General features: G+C 37.7%; 13 protein-coding genes. 12 read left to right on the top strand and 1 reads right to left on the bottom strand.

Annotation, left to right across the window (positions count from 1 at the left end; all coding sequences use genetic code 11):
- Nucleotides 1-3 precede the first annotated feature (3 nt).
- The 12 genes from CDG61_RS16975 (at nt 4) to pgi (ending at nt 14835) form a co-directional block, all read left to right on the top strand.
- Complete coding sequence (locus tag CDG61_RS16975) at nt 4-1275, top strand: lipopolysaccharide biosynthesis protein (protein WP_087512939.1); 1272 nt, start codon at nt 4-6, stop codon at nt 1273-1275.
- A 53-nt stretch (nt 1276-1328) separates the two neighbouring features.
- Nucleotides 1329-2648 carry an O-antigen polymerase gene (locus CDG61_RS16970; RefSeq protein ID WP_087512940.1) on the top strand — a complete coding sequence of 440 codons (1320 nt, stop codon included), beginning with the start codon at nt 1329-1331 and terminating at the stop codon, nt 2646-2648.
- Nucleotides 2649-2720: 72 nt separating this feature from the next.
- A complete protein-coding gene (locus CDG61_RS16965) occupies nt 2721-3887 on the top strand; it encodes a glycosyltransferase (protein ID WP_087512941.1) in 1167 nt (388 codons plus the stop codon).
- A 91-nt stretch (nt 3888-3978) separates the two neighbouring features.
- Nucleotides 3979-5106, top strand: coding sequence for a glycosyltransferase family 4 protein (locus CDG61_RS16960; protein WP_087551105.1), 1128 nt, complete (start codon nt 3979-3981; stop codon nt 5104-5106).
- A gap of 158 nt (nt 5107-5264) precedes the next feature.
- The gene (locus CDG61_RS16955; protein WP_087512943.1) at nt 5265-6506 is read left to right on the top strand and encodes a glycosyltransferase family 4 protein; all 1242 of its coding nucleotides are present in this window, start codon (nt 5265-5267) and stop codon (nt 6504-6506) included.
- 3 nt (nt 6507-6509) lie between these two features.
- Nucleotides 6510-7124, top strand: a complete 615-nt coding sequence (locus CDG61_RS16950; protein WP_087512944.1) for a sugar transferase — start codon at nt 6510-6512, stop codon at nt 7122-7124.
- Nucleotides 7114-7767: an acetyltransferase gene (locus CDG61_RS16945; RefSeq protein WP_087512945.1), complete on the top strand. Its 654-nt coding sequence runs from the start codon at nt 7114-7116 to the stop codon at nt 7765-7767. Before CDG61_RS16950 ends, CDG61_RS16945 begins: the two co-directional genes overlap by 11 nt.
- A 34-nt stretch (nt 7768-7801) precedes the next feature.
- Nucleotides 7802-8971 (top strand): DegT/DnrJ/EryC1/StrS family aminotransferase, encoded by a 1170-nt coding sequence (locus tag CDG61_RS16940; RefSeq protein WP_087551106.1) that lies wholly within the window; start codon nt 7802-7804, stop codon nt 8969-8971.
- 139 nt (nt 8972-9110) lie between these two features.
- Nucleotides 9111-10985 carry a polysaccharide biosynthesis protein gene (locus tag CDG61_RS16935; protein WP_087551107.1) on the top strand — a complete coding sequence of 625 codons (1875 nt, stop codon included), beginning with the start codon at nt 9111-9113 and terminating at the stop codon, nt 10983-10985.
- A gap of 30 nt (nt 10986-11015) precedes the next feature.
- Complete coding sequence (gene galU / locus CDG61_RS16930) at nt 11016-11894, top strand: UTP--glucose-1-phosphate uridylyltransferase GalU (protein ID WP_087551108.1); 879 nt, start codon at nt 11016-11018, stop codon at nt 11892-11894.
- Nucleotides 11895-11914: 20 nt separating this feature from the next.
- Complete coding sequence (locus CDG61_RS16925) at nt 11915-13171, top strand: UDP binding domain-containing protein (protein ID WP_087551109.1); 1257 nt, start codon at nt 11915-11917, stop codon at nt 13169-13171.
- Nucleotides 13171-14835, top strand: a complete 1665-nt coding sequence (pgi, locus tag CDG61_RS16920; protein WP_087551110.1) for a glucose-6-phosphate isomerase — start codon at nt 13171-13173, stop codon at nt 14833-14835. The genes CDG61_RS16925 and pgi overlap by 1 nt, the downstream gene beginning before the upstream one ends.
- A gap of 62 nt (nt 14836-14897) precedes the next feature.
- Here pgi and CDG61_RS16915 read toward each other — a convergent pair whose 3' ends face one another.
- Complete coding sequence (locus CDG61_RS16915) at nt 14898-16268, bottom strand: phosphomannomutase (RefSeq protein WP_087551111.1); 1371 nt, start codon at nt 16266-16268, stop codon at nt 14898-14900.
- Nucleotides 16269-16314: the final 46 nt, after the last annotated feature.

The raw sequence follows: 16314 nt of genomic DNA, 5'->3' as shown, positions 1-16314 counted from the left end.
GTAGTGAAAAGCCTTCTTGAAAAAGTTAATGCAAAGTTAAATGCGCAAGGGGGCTTTTTAAAGGCTGTATCTGTGTTGGTTGGTGGTACAGCATTTGCCCAATTGATAGGATTTTTGTGCTTACCAATTTTGACACGTTTGTATACTCCTGAAGACTATTCTGTCTTGGGTGTATATGTTGCTATTGTTTCAATTTTTGCCGTAATTTCATGTTTAAGGTTTGATATTGCTATTCCAATACCGGAAAATGAAAGTGACGGGAAAGCTTTATTATTATTATCATTACTTAGTAATATTATTCTCACCATTATTCTTTATATATTTCTTATAATAAGTCATCCATATATTCAAAAATATAAAATAATTGATCAATTATCTTACTGGATTTGGTTGATTCCACTTGGTGTTTTTGTTTCAGGGTTATATTCTGCATTACAATATTGGACAACACGTCATAAAAGATTTAAAGATATTTCTCAAACACGAATGACTCAAGCAGTTTTGGGTAATGGGGTAAGCCTTTCAACTGGGTTGGTTTGGGGGGGATTTTGGGGTTTAATATTAGGGCAAATTTTAAACTTTTCTGGCGGAATATTTAAATTGGCAGCCGATGCTAAGAAAGATTTAAGAAAAGTGAAGAGTGCATCAATAAAAAAGACTTTTCATAAATATAGTAAATTTCCTAAATATTCAACTTTTGAAGCATTAGCAAACTCAAGTGCAATTCAGTTGCCATTGATAGTTATAGCAGGTTTTTTAGCTGGCTCTGAGGTTGGTTATTTAATGATGGCAATGAAGCTTTTGGGTGTGCCTATGACATTAATTGGAAGTTCAATGTCACAGGTTTATTTGTCGCAAGCTCCACATTATTATATAAATGGAGGATTATATGATTATACAATTTCTATTCTAATTAAAATATTTAAAATTATCATTATCCCTTTTGTTTTATTGGCTTTAATTAGTTCTTTTATATTTGATTTTATTTTTGGGATTGAGTGGGCGGGTTTGGGTAAGTATATTTTAATAATGATACCGTGGTATTTTATGCAAATTTTATCATCACCCATTTCAATGGCGTTGCATATCGTTGGCTTTCAAAAAATTGCTTTAATTTTACAAGTTTTTGGTTTTCTAATTCGTGTCGGTGTTTTATTTGCTTTAGCATGGATTGGGAGTGAATTTGTTATTGATTATTATATTTTCTCAGGTTTTTTATTTTATTTTATTTATATGCTTGTTGTGATTTGGGCTGTAAAAAAAAGAGGTATTTAATAGAGTGATATTGTTTAAATATATATTTAATTTGAAAATTGGAAGAGAATCAAATGTTTGAATTTTTGTTCGTAATTCTTTTTTTTCTATTCCCGGTTTTAGCACTATATGTGTATAAATATATATTTAAAGAAAGTATTCTTAAGGTTGGAATTTTAAATTTTCTTTTAATTAGCATTTTTGTCTTTGCATATATAGGGATAATATTTTTATTTTTCCATATGGATCCGTTGAGAGTTTCAAATGGAGTCATTGATAGGGAAACTATATTCTTGGTTTGGTTTTTTTCCTCACTATCAATTTTTTTTATAATGCTAGGAGGAGGGGTTGCTAAAAAAACTTTATCTTTAGCTGATTCACATTTTTCTATTGAAAGAATAAAAAAAATTAATAATATACAAAGATTAAAATCATACATATTCATTGTTATCGGGATTGTTTTTCTTTATCTCTATATTAAAGCTGTTCCTGAAATTGCTATTTTTAATATTTTTTCTTTTGAAAGTAAAAGTGGAATACAAAGCTTAAGAAGTGATATGGGGAATAATTTTGAAGGTTCATATTTTTTATACAGTATTTTTATGGAAGATATTTTAAAATTTCTATTATTCTCTTTCTATGCACAATGGTTGGTTTTTCATAATAAAAAAGATTTATATGTTGTCTTATTCTTGTTTGTAGTTAATGGATTTATTGCATTAATGGCTACAGAAAAAGCCCCTTTAATTTGGTTAATTGTAGGAATGTTTTTAGTAAATACGATTATTTGTAGGAAGGGTTTAATTCCTATTAAATCAATATTCAAAATTTCAATTCCAATATTTTCTATATTAATATGTATGTATATGTTTTTTATGAAAAGTTTGTCGGTGTCGGATGCTTTTAACTCAGTATTATCTAGAACTTTTACAGGAAGTATTACACCAGCATATTTTTATTTGGAATTATTTCCTGAACATTATGATTTTCTTTATGGGAAAAGTTTTCCTAATCCAAAGGGAATATTTCCATATGAGCCTGTTAGGCTAACCGTATTGGTTATGAATTGGGTAAACCCTCAGTTAGAACAATTAGGAATTGTTGGAACTATGCCAACAGTTTATTGGGCAGAGATTTACGCTAATTTCGGCCCAATTTTTATTGCACCATTTTCATTTTTTATAGGTTTTGTTTTAAGAATTCTAGATAGCATTATTTTGAAATTTAGAGAGCTTCCTATCGGAGCAGGTTACTATGTGTGGGTGATTTTGTATTTTAGATCGTTGTCAGTTACAAGTTTTTCTAATTTTATATTAAATATTACTCTTATTATAATCACGTTAGTTTTTGTTTTTATTTCAATGAAAAAATTGAAGTTAAGTTATGTCAGATAAAGCTTTTATGGAAGTAATGTGCAATGAAATATTCTTATTTCCAATTAATTGATAATGTGTGAGTAAGTGATTATGAGAAATCTTCATATAAGTTTGAATGAATTCACAAATGCAAGTCGTGTTTTGAAGCAGACTAAAAGCTTAGTTGATTCTGGTATTGTGGATAAGCTATATATTGCAGCTTTATACAAGGAAGGGTTGGATAGTGAATTTAATTATGACAATAAGAGAGAGTTGAAAAGGTTTTCTTTAAGGAGTAGAAGTTTAAATAAAAGTCTTTTTATGCAAGTCATAAAGTATATAGAGTTTTGTTTTTCAATTTATAATTATTATAAAGATAAAAATATAAAAATGATAAACATTCATTCTTTGAGTATGCTTCCATTTGGACTTTTTTTAAAATATTGCTTTCAAGCAATATTAATTTATGACACCCACGAGCTTGAGGTGGAGCGTAATGGCTTAAAAGGAGTAAGGAAGAAAATAAGCAGATTTTTTGAGTCAAAGTTGATAAAACATGTTGATATGACAATAGTTGTTAGTGAAAGTATTGCTGATTGGTATCAAAAAGAATATGACATCAAACGTCCTCCTGTTGTTTTAAATGCACCAAATAAAAGAGAAATGAAAAAAAATAACCATTTCAGGGAGCAGTTGGATATTCGCGAAGATCAAATCATATTAATTTATCAAGGTGGTTTATTTTATGGTAGAGGTATTCATTTAATTTTAGATGCATTTAGAGATAGAAAAGATGACAAAGTTGTGGTTGTTTTTATGGGATATGGTGAATTAGAGAAAGATATAACTGATTTAGCTAAAAATTATAATAATATTTTCTTTTTCCCAGCAGTATCACCACAGGTTGTGCTGGAATATACTTCATCAGCTGACTTAGGTATTTCTTTAATCGAAAATACTTGTTTATCTTACTATTATTGTATGCCTAATAAACTATTCGAATATTCTATGGCGGGTTTACCTGTTTTGGTCTCTAATATGAAAGATATGTCTGAATTAGTAGTTAAGAATAATATGGGGGTAGTAATTAGTGATTTTTCTTCAAAAGGTATTAATCAAGCGGTTGATGATTTTTTGACTAGAGATTTGGTGTCTATGAAGAAAAATGCTTATGATGTGGCATGCGAAAACTCTTGGGAGGTTCAGGAGCAGAAGATGATATTTTCCTATCGTAAATTATTGGAGAATCATGATATTTTTGATCTAAAAAATAAATGATATATAAATAGTATGGTGGGGAGTCACCTTCATGTAAGGCATCGTTTTTATGAAGGTTTTAAATAAAGAATATATATGATTGAAGGTGTGCATGAAATCTTATATTTATATTTGTAATAATTTCACTGGAAATAAGGTTCATAGTGAAGTTATTTTAAAATTATCAAGAAAATACAGCAATATTAATCATTATATTTTTGTACCTTGTAGCAATAGGGGGCTTATTGGTAGAAATAATATTAGTAAAAATAATATTATTGTTGAATATTTTTATGTTAATAAGTACATGAAATTTTTTCCAATAATAAAATCACTAATAATTATTTTTATGATTATTTCCAAAATAAAATTTTATAAGATAGATATGAAGGAAAGCAAAGCTTTGTCTTATACTTTTTGGTCTGATGGTGTATTGTGTTTGTATCTTTATTTTATTTTTGGAACAGTATTTAGTACTTTTGTAAGAACTACTGATGTGTCTATATTTTTTAAATACGGCTATCATTTAAGATTGTTTTTCAGATTGATAGCAAGTAAGTCTAAATATATTTATTTTCCTAGCTTAGTGTTAATGAAAAATGGTGAAAAAACACTATTTTTAGAAAAAAATTCAAATAAGTTTAAATTTATACCAAATCCGATAAATGATTACTGGGTTGATAATATTTATTATTTTGATAATTTAAGCATTAATAACAAAAAGATTTTGTTTGTAGGCAGTTTTGATCTTAATAAGAATATTATGGCAGTTTTTAATTCTTGCTCTGCTCTTTATAACTTAAGAGGGGATTTTCAGCTTGAATTTATTGGGGGTAGTGTGACAGATTTTAAAAAGATCTGTCAGATTAATTCAATACCTGATTGGGTGTCTGTTTTAGATAAAATTCCTAAAGAAGAGCTTTTGTTGAAGTATCGTTCTTCTAATATATTATTGGTACCATCCTTTTTAGAGACTTTTGGTATGGTCTATATTGAGGCTATCAGTCAAGGTTGTATTGCCATATGTTCAAAAAATCAAGGAATAGATGGTTTGTTCAGTAATGAAAATATTCTTTATACCGTTGACCCATGTGATTGTATTAGTATTTCAGAGGCATTAAACAATTTATTGGATAAAGATATAAAAATATCTGATTTTGAGTTAAAGAAACTTTTACTTCCTTTTATTTCTGAAAATGTAATCAATGATTATTCTTCTTTTTATTGTGAGGATTCGTAATATTTTTATAAAATTCATGCAGATGTTTTTGATGAAAGAAAATGAGTTGTTAATTTTTGAATGAGGATTTTTGTATTAATAATTTAAATCATAATATGCTGAAATTGTTATTTACAAACAGCATTAAGTGTGCTGTTATTTTGATTAGTGTGTAGCGTATGAATACTAAGAAAACTTTTTGGATTGTTAATCAATACAGTTCTACTCCTGAGACTGCAATGGGTGGACGACATTATTATATTGCCTCTGAATTAGCTAAAATGGGGCATCAGGTTTATGTCATTGCAGGTGGGTACAGTCATTTATTACGAAAACCTAAACAATTTAAATCTCCCTATCTCTTGGAGGCTATTGCACCAAACTTTTCATTCGTATGGATAAATTTACCAAAATATGAGGAAGCTCACAGTAAGCAGCGAGTCATTAACTGGTTTAGATTTTCATGGGCATTAAAAAAATTACCGCCTTTAATGGAACATCAACCAGATATTGTTCTTTATTCATCGCCATCACTTGTTGGCTATCTTGGGGCAAAATATCTCTCTAATAAATTTAAAGCAAAATTTATTTTTGAAGTACGGGATATCTGGCCTCTAACATGGATTGAGCTAGGTGGTCACTCTCCTCAACATCCTTTTGTGCGTTTTATGCAATGGATAGAAGACAGAGCTTATAAAAAAGCTGATTTTGTGTTTTCCAATCTGTTTAATGCCGTAGAGCATATGCAAACAAGAGGTCTTGACAGAGCTAAGTTTCATTGGATTCCCAATGGGATTTCTTTGGAAGAAGTGACACATAGAGAACCATTGAATATTGATATTATTAATCAAATTCCAAATGATAAATTCATTGTGGGCTATACTGGGACTATAGGAGTTGCGAATGCAATTGATGATTTAATTGAAGCTGCAAAATCACTGTCGAAGCAACAAAAAGATATTCATTTTGTATTAGTAGGTGCGGGTAAAGAAAAAGAAGATCTGGTCAATAAAGTTAAATCCTTAGGCTTAAGTAATGTTACTTTTATTGATGCGATACCTAAAAAGCAGATTCAGTCTATGTTGGCTTATTTTGATGTTTGTTATATAGGGTGGCAGAAGAATTCTCTTTATAGATTTGGGATTGCTCCGAATAAATTACCGGAATACCTTTTTTCTGCAAAACCTATTATTCATGCATTTTCCGGTAAAGGGGATGTGGTAGAACTTGCAAATGCTGGTATCAGAATTGAGGCAGAAGATCCCGAACTTATTGTTGACGCAGTTATACAGTTATACAGTTTAAGTGACAGTGAGCGTCATGAGATGGGGGATAATGGTAAAAATTATGTTATTCAGAATTTGGATTATACAAAGATTGCAGAAAAACTTGTAAATGTTGTTTTGAACGATGAGGACTGATTAATGAAAAGAATACTCGATATCATCATCGCCTCTATTGCTCTGATTTTGCTGTCACCCTTGTATTTTATCGTGGCACGTAAAGTAAAAAAGAATCTGGGATCTCCTGTTCTGTTTCGTCAGGTACGTCCAGGTCTGAACGGCAAACCTTTTGAAATGATTAAATTCCGCACCATGAAAGATGGGGTGGATGCACAAGGTAATCCTTTACCCGATAGTGAGCGATTAACGCCTTTTGGTAAAATGCTGCGCTCAACCAGTCTGGATGAAATGCCGGAACTGTGGAATGTAATTAAAGGTGATATGAGTATTGTTGGTCCTCGACCATTACTTATGGAGTATTTACCTTTATATAATGAAGAACAGGCAAAACGCCATAATGTGCGCCCAGGCATGACGGGTCATGCCCAGGTGAATGGACGTAATGCGATTGGCTGGGAAGAAAAATTTAAGCTGGATACCTGGTATGTAGAGAACCGATCCACCTTGCTTGATTTTAAAATTATGTTTAAAACCGTACATAAAGTGATTGCAAAAGACGATATCAGTGCAGAGGGCGAAGCAACGATGACTCGTTTTACTGGTACACATGAAAAGGAAAAACAGAATGACAGTTGAATTGTATGGAGTGTATGGTGCCAGCGGTTTTGGTAAAGAAGTAATGCCTTTGGTGCGCCAACAATTCCCTCATATAGAAAAAGAATGCTTTGTTTTTATTGATGATGGGCAAGCAGGAACAGATCTGAATGGATATCCAATACTAAGTTATCATGATTTCAAATCACATAAAGCAGTTTCAAAATCAGTTACAATTGCTATTGCAAACAGCATCGTTCGTGAAAAACTTGTATTACGTTTAAATGAAGACAGCATTCAGCATCTGGAAGTGAAAGCTGAGAATACAGTAATTCTGGATGAAGTGGAAATTGGTGAAGGCAGTTTACTCTGCCCATTTACATGTCTGACTTCAAATATAAAAATTGGCAAGTTTTTCCATGCCAATATTTATAGTTATGTTGCGCATGATTGTGTGATTGGCGATTATGTTACTTTTGCACCGAGTGTAAAATGTAATGGTAATATTCATATCGAAGACCATGCCTATATCGGAACAGGCGCAGTTATTAAGCAGGGTACGCCGGATAAGCCTTTAGTGATTGGTAAAGGGGCGGTGGTGGGAATGGGGGCTGTTGTAACGAAAAGCGTACCACCAGGCGTGACTGTTGTCGGTAACCCGGCACGAATTTTAGAGAAGAAATAAGAGTTTAAACCGCTCAGAAATCAGGACAGATAATATGTTAAACACTGCATTTGAACCGTGGCCAAGTTTCACTCAGGAAGAGGCGGATGCTGTATCTCAAGTATTACTTTCAAATAAGGTGAATTACTGGACGGGTCAGGAATGCCGTGAATTTGAAAAAGAATTTGCACAGTTCGCAGAATCTGAGTATGCAGTTGCACTTGCCAACGGTACCGTAGCACTTGATGTTGCGCTGAAAGCATTAAACATCGGTCCTGGCGATGAAGTGATTGTGACCTCCAGAACCTTTCTCGCTTCAGTCAGCTCAATTATTACAGCAGGTGCAACGCCTGTATTTGCAGATGTAGAACCTGATTCGCAGAATATTTCCCGTCGCACTATAGATGCTGTATTCAGTACAAAAACTAAAGCCATCATCTGTGTTCACCTTGCAGGGTGGATGTGTGATATGGACCCAATCATGCAGTTGGCTGAAGAAAAAGGTCTGTATGTCATCGAGGATTGTGCACAGGCGCATGGGGCTAAGTATAAAGGTAAATCTGCAGGTTCAATTGGACATATCTCAGCATGGTCTTTCTGTCAGGATAAAATCATGACGACTGGCGGTGAAGGTGGAATGGTCACAACCAATGATGAAACGTTGTGGAAAAAAATGTGGTCATACAAAGACCATGGTAAAAATTATGACAGTGTCTACAACAAACAGCATCCGCCAGGGTTCCGCTGGTTACATGACTCATTCGGTACAAACTGGCGAATGATGGAAATGCAGGCAGTACTTGGTCGAATTCAGCTGACCCGTATGCCTGAGTGGACAGCAAAACGAACTCAGAACATGAATCAGATTCTGACTTCATTTGATGACAGTCCATTTTTTACAGTACACCGTCCATCGCAGGATTATGTACATGCCTGTTATAAATGTTATGTTCAGGTCAATATAGATGCATTACCTGAAGGGTGGTCACGTGACCGGATTATGCAGGAAATCAATGCACAGGGTGTTCCATGTTTCAGTGGATCATGTTCGGAAGTCTATCTTGAGCATGCTTTTGACAATACACCATGGCGACCGGAAAAGCGTCTTGAGAATGCGCAGCAGCTGGGTGAAACCAGTCTGATGTTTCTGGTTCATCCAACGCTGAGTGAAGCCAGCCTGAATAAAACTGTTACAGTAATTCAGCAGGTTATTGGTCAGCTTTAACAGGAAAAAATCAGTCTATACAGATACATATTTAATGTATCTGTATATTAAAAATAACGATATTGTGAGGGTATCCATCAATTAATGTATGTACTGCATTAAAAATGGATAAGAACGTCAGGCCGAAAAGAAGTTTTCTGTGAAATCAATTATTATCTCATTGGCTGCTGCGCCCAGACTGGCAAAACAGGCTTTTTTAATTCTTATAGATTTTTGTGTGTTTCCTGCACTGATCTGGTTGTGTTATGCCATCCGCGAATTTAATTTAGGTGCGGAGGTTGTTCCTCGTCTTGATTTTGGTGCGGTCTGGGTGAGTCTGATCACTACAGTTGCATTGATTATTTGTGGGGTTTACCGTTTCATTGTCCGTACATTCAATGAAGCGTTTATTTTTAAGTTAGGTTTGGCGACTTTTGTTACTGTTGCTGGCTTGTATCTACTTGCCTATCTGACACACGCATTCATTCCGACTTCCATTCCGATTATGTTCGGTTTCATGATGTTTTCATGGATCTGGTTCAGTCGGGCTGCGATCCGTATGCTGGTCAAGTCCCATTTGTCATCTGATGTGCCGCGTAAAAGAGTAGCTATTTATGGCGCAGGTTATGCAGGTCAACAGGTCGCTGCAACGCTGTACCGTTCGGATGAGCATTTACCGGTTTTTTTCATTGATGACGATACTTCTTTATCCGGTCAGATTATTGGTGGGTTACGGGTTTTTGATGCAGGAAACAGTCTTAAACAGCTGAAAAAACAACAGATTGATGAAATTCTGATTGCTTTGCCTTCTGTAGGGCGGGTCAGAAAAAGTGAAATCATTAAATTTCTTGAACCTGTACATTTAAAAATTACAGAAATTCCTGGTCTGACAAAGCTTGTTGATGGTGATATTCACGTTTCAGATATTCAGGAAGTGGATATTATCGATCTGTTAGGACGAGATCCTGTTCCACCTATTGCAGAATTACTGGCAAAGAATATTAAAAATAAAGTAGTGATGGTCACAGGCGCAGGGGGGTCTATCGGGTCTGAATTATGCCGACAGATTGTGAAAAATCAGCCGAAGAAACTGATTATTTTTGAACTGACTGAGTTTGCCCTGTACAGTATAGATAAGGAACTGCGTTTAAAAACTCAGATTGAAATTATTCCTATTCTTGGAACGGTGTTGGATCAGCCGAAGCTCGAACGTATTATTCAGCAGTACAGCGTACAGACGGTATATCACGCAGCGGCCTATAAACATGTTCCACTGGTCGAGTGCAATCCGATTTCTGGTCTGAAGAATAATGCTCTTGGCACCGCATTCAGCCTGAATGCTGCTGTAAAAAATGCAGTTGAAACCTTTGTTCTAATTTCGACGGATAAAGCTGTACGACCGACCAATGTTATGGGCGCGTCGAAACGGATGGCTGAACTTTATTGTCAGGCAATGGCTGAAGCTCAAGATCAGACACAAATTAGTATTGTTCGATTTGGTAATGTACTGGGTTCATCAGGTTCAGTGGTACCCTTGTTTAAACAGCAGATAGCTAAAGGTGGTCCAATAACTGTGACACATCCCGATGTCACTCGATATTTTATGACGATCCCAGAAGCATCACAGCTGGTGATTCAGGCCGGTGCACTGGGGCAGGGTGGTGATGTATTCCTGCTGGATATGGGCGAGCCTGTGCGTATTCAGGATCTGGCAAGACAGATGATCTCCCTGAGTGGACTGCGTGTACGTGAAGAGGGTTCATCTGATGGCGATATTGAAATTAAATATTCCGGCCTGCGTCCAGGTGAAAAACTGTATGAAGAACTGCTGATTGACCAGGAAGATACTGAAGTCACTGATCACAGCCGGATTTTAAGATCATTTGAAAAGCATTATCCGCTGGATGAGCTGATGAAAGTTTTTGAACGGATCAACGAGCTGACCGCGACACAGCAGGATATTGACTGGGCTTTATCGCAGCTTGAACACTATGTGGATGGCTATCAACGTGGTAAAGAAATTCAGGTAAACTAAGCCTGTTCATTTGTACATTCAGGAAATTGCATGACAATCAGAAAAGCCATACTCCCTGTCGCTGGTCTGGGTACCCGTTTTTTACCTGCCAGTAAATCCATTCCCAAAGAAATGGTGACAGTTGTTGACCGTCCTGCAATTGAATATGTCGTCAGAGAAGCTGTTGAAGCAGGAATTGAACAGATTATTCTGGTGACACATTCTTCCAAAGCTTCGATTGAAAATTATTTTGATCGTAATTTTGAACTTGAGACTACGCTTGAGCAGAAAAAAAAGTTTGATCTGCTGAAAGAAATCACAGAAATTTTACCTGAACATGTCAGTGTGATCAGTGTCCGCCAGCCACAACCTTTAGGTCTCGGACATGCGGTTCTCTGTGCAAAAGAAGTGATTGGTCAGGAGGATTTTGCAGTTCTGCTACCGGATGTACTGGTCAAGTCGAAGGACAATACCAGTGATTTGACATTGATGATTGACCATTTTTCACAGCGTAAGCATGCGCAGATTATGGTTGAAGCCGTACCTGATCATATGGTTGATCAGTATGGAATTGTTGATGTGGCTGCAGCACCTGCTGAGGGTGAAAGTGTGGTGATGCAGGGGATTGTGGAAAAACCGGCTATAGGTACTGCACCATCCACCCTCTCCGTTGTAGGGCGTTATATTCTGCCAGCCCGAATTATGGAACTGCTTGAAAATACTCCTAAAGGTGCGGGGAATGAAATTCAGCTGACTGATGCGATTGCTGCCCTGCAGCTTGAACAGTCTGTTGATGCCTATCGTATGAAAGGTCAGACTTTTGACTGTGGCAGTAAACTGGGGTATCTGAAAGCAGTACTGCATTATGGAATTGAGCACCCTAAATTAGGCAATGAGTTCAAGGCACTGATTCAGGAACTTCCGCTCTAAGAAAGCACAGGATTTTTGCGATGAAGATTGCTGTTTTTGGTAAAACACTTTATTCAGGTGTTATGTCAGCCTTACTTGCTGAATGTGGGCATGACGTCTACTGGTGTAATATTTTCAGCTCATCTGATGCCGAAAACTATCATTTTCAGGATGAGTCTGTTACTCAACTGCTGGAGCAGCAGCGTCAGGAAGAGCGGCTGAAATTCTGTGAGTTTTCAGAACTGCCACTGACTGTGGATGCTTATATTTTCAGCTTCAGCCCAGCTGAAGAAAGTCTTGCATTTGAGTTGTTGACCCAGTTGCAGCACAGACCGATTATTCACCCTAAACTGATGATCAATGCTTCAACACTGGGGTTGAATGGTACTGACCGTTTCAGCAGAATTTTACCTGATGATCAGTGGATTTATTTACCGGATACCATTCAGGAAGGTAATGCATTACGCAGTCTGACTCAGGCGAAGCAGCTGACGGCCGGTTGTACAGATCCTGCAGCACAGATCCGACTGAAAGAGATGCTCAGACCTTTATTTCCACTGGAACAGAATTTTCTGTTTATGCCTGTTTTGGATGCCGAATTTACCAAGTTGAGTATCTCAGGTATGCTGGCAACCAGGATCAGTTACATCAATGACCTGGCTGTGGTTGCAGAAAAGCTGGGGATTGATATTTCCCATGTGCGTCAGGGAATGGCAGCCGACAGTCGAATAGGGGCATCTTATCTGTATCCTGGGGCAGGCTTTGGTGGTGAGAATTTTACTCATGATATTCAGACGCTCGCTAATACTGTGACCAATACAGGTGTAAAAAGCAGATTACTTTCTCAGGTCTGGGAAATTAATGAGCAGCAGAAAGAACTGATGTTTCAGAAATTCTGGAATTATTATCAGGGTGATCTTCAGGGTAAACGTCTTGCTATCTGGGGTGCATCATTTAAGGAAAACACCACAAGAGTACAGCATTCCCCGATCCATGTGATGTTAAAAGCATTATGGGCGCAGGGGGTGGCAGTGGCATTGCATGATCCTCAGGCATTAAACGAGATCAGGCAGATCTATGGTGAACGTCCTGATCTGATTCTGTGTGAAAATCAGTATCAGGCAGTGGATGGTGCACATGGTCTATGCGTACTGACTGCATGGAAACAGTATTTCAGCCTGGATTACACAGAACTGTTAAAAAGAATGACACATCCGCTGTTACTGGATGGGCGTAATATTTATGATCCTGAATATGTGAAATCTCAAGGATTTGCTTATATGGGAGTTGGCCGTTGATGACTGCACATTCTGGGACAGATATATCTGAACCGTCTTCATCGGGTCTGTTCGAACTGAATCAACTGAAAACTGCCTTTGAAACCCGTCATCTGAATGAGTTGTTTGCACAGGATCCATTACGGTTTGAACATTTTTCTGAACGCTTGAATCAGGTATGTTTTGATTTCAGCAAGCATCGGATTGATAAAAAGGTGATGGATGCACTGATCGGTTTTGCTACAGAACGGGATCTGTCAGGCTGGATCCGACGACTGTTTTCACAGGAAAAAATTAACTATACCGAACAGCGTGCGGCTATGCACTGGGCTTTAAGGTTGCCAGTGCATGATCAGAACTGTCCAGAACTGGCAAGCGAGGTGCATACACAACTGGAGCGTATGGCTGTTCTGGTTGAACAGATACATAAGGGTCAGCGTCGTGGTTCAACAGGTGAAGTCATTCAGGACGTGGTGAATATTGGGGTCGGTGGATCTGACCTTGGACCTCTGATGGTGACTCAGGCGCTGTCTGATTTTAAGAAACCGACGGTTAAGCCACTGGATGTACATTTTGTATCCACTATGGATGGCAGTCAGTTATCAGAACTGCTGCACAGACTCCGCCCTGAAACAACGCTGTTTATTATCTCTTCCAAGTCATTTGGTACCATTGATACTTTATCCAATGCACAGACGGTCAGATTGTGGCTTGAAAAAGCGCTGGGACATCAGCCTCAGATTCTGAAGCACCATTTTATTGGGATTTCGACCAAGCCTGAAAAAATGACAGCATGGGGAATTGCTCCTGAAAACCAGCTGAAGTTATGGGACTGGGTGGGAGGAAGATACTCGCTGTGGTCGTGTATTGGACTGCCGATAGCACTCAGTATTGGTATGGATGGATTCAGACAGTTGCTGGCTGGGGCATATGAAGTTGATCAGCATTTTCAGTCTGCGCCATTTGAAAAAAATATTCCTGTGCTGATGGGCTTACTGGGCGTCTGGAATAATAATTTTCTGAATATTCAGACACATGCTGTTTTGCCCTACGATGGTCGACTGAAATATTTTGCGTCTTATTTACAGCAGCTGGAAATGGAATCCAACGGTAAATCGATTCAGCGAAATAATATACGGGTCAGTATGGACACCTGTCCAATTGTCTGGGGCGAGGTTGGACCTAATGCGCAGCATGCATTTTATCAGTTGCTGCATCAGGGAACTCATGCCGTCAGCTGTGACTTTATTGCACCGGTTCAACGCTACAACGCCAATCAGTTTACTTATGCGGAAAATGCGGATGCATTGATTGAGCAGCATCATCTGGCACTTTCCAACTGTCTGGCTCAATCCAGACTGCTGGCATTTGGCAATGAGGCACTTGATCCGTCAGAACTGAGTCAGCTGGAAAAATATAAGCAATATTCAGGGAATCAGCCCAGCAGTACTTTATTGTTAAAAGAGCTGAATCCACATAGCTTAGGTATGCTGATTGCGTTATATGAGCATAAAGTTTTTGTTCAGTCGGTGTTGTGGGATATCAATCCTTTTGACCAATGGGGTGTGGAAAAAGGGAAGGAAATCGCTAATCAGCTGCTACCGATACTGAACAGAGAGCAGCAGGATCTTTCCGCACTCGATGCCTCTACCCAGGGGTTACTGAAAATTTTACTGGAACAATAAATAACGGATTTTATTGTTATCAGAAAAATAAGGAGTCTTAATGACTCCTTATTTTTTGTTGATCAGCCCTGAATCAGGCTGGTCAGCAAATCAATATAATGCTGCATTGGTTGAGGGTTCTGATCACGGCGGCTTTCAATATTCAGACGTAATAACGGTTCGGTATTGGATGCACGTACATTCAGACGCCATGCGCCAAAGTCCAGACTGACTCCATCAGTACGGTCAATGGCAGGTTGCTGATCGGCAAAGTAATCGAAAATTTTCTGAATGGTCTGTTGAGTATCCTGGACTTTGAAATTGATTTCACCACTGCATGGGAATTTCTGAATCATATCTTCAACCAGGGATGACAGAGTCTGTCTGGTTTCAGAAAGAACCGATACCGCGAGTAACCATGGAATCATGCCGCTGTCACAATATGCAAAATCACGGAAATAATGATGGGCACTCATTTCACCGCCATAAACAGCATTGTGTTCACGCATTACATCTTTAATAAAAGCATGTCCTGATTTGGACTGTACCGCGATGCCTTGATACTGCTCAGTAATATCCAGGGTATTCCACACCAGTCGTGGATCATGCACAATTTTTTCACCAGCCTGTTTCAGCAGGAAAGCCTGAGCCAGAAGACCGACAATGTAATAGCCTTCAATAAACTGTCCTTTTTCATCAAACAGGAAACAGCGGTCAAAGTCGCCATCCCAGGCAATACCCATATCTGCTTTATGTTCCAGCACAGCAGCAGATGTGCTGCCCCGGTTTTCAATCAGAATCGGGTTGGGAATACCATTTGGGAATGTGCCATCAGGATCATGATGAATTTTAATAAATTCAACAGGAATCTGTAATGCCTTAAATTTTTCTTCAATGGCATCAATGACATGACCTGCTGCACCATTGCCTGCGTTGACCACCAGTTTTAATGGCCGGATTCTGGCAGGGTCAATATAGTTCATCAGATGTTCAGTAAATTCAGGCAGAATATTGTATTTCTGAGTACTGCCTTTCAGCGTTGCTTCTCTAAATTCAGCACTTTCAGCAAGTTTCTGAATATCTTTCAGTCCTGTATCTGCACTGATAGGTCGTGAGTTTTCACGGACAAGCTTCATCCCGTTATAATCCATTGGATTATGACTGGCGGTCACTTCAATTCCGCCCTGAACATCCAGGTGGAAAGCACCAAAATAGACTTCTTCTGTTCCCGTCATGCCCAGATCAAGTACATTGACCCCAGCATCGTTCAGACCCTGAATGGTTGCCTGCTTCAGGCTTTCGCTGGTCAGGCGGACATCGCTGCCAATCACGATAGTGCGGGGCTGATAAATCTGACCGTAGGCACGTCCTATTTTGTAGGCGATATCTTCATTTAATTCTGAGCCGAGTTTACCGCGGATATCATAAGCTTTAAAACAGGTGAGTTCAGACATCTTTTTTCTCTTAAAAATACAGTGAAAAAAGGGCTGAAATTTCAGC

It is taken from the genome of Acinetobacter sp. WCHAc010052 (assembly GCF_002165295.2).
Lineage (GTDB): Bacteria > Pseudomonadota > Gammaproteobacteria > Pseudomonadales > Moraxellaceae > Acinetobacter > Acinetobacter chinensis.
The sequence above is the reverse complement of the archived record's forward strand: the minus strand, read 5'-3'. Positions and strand labels throughout refer to the sequence as shown.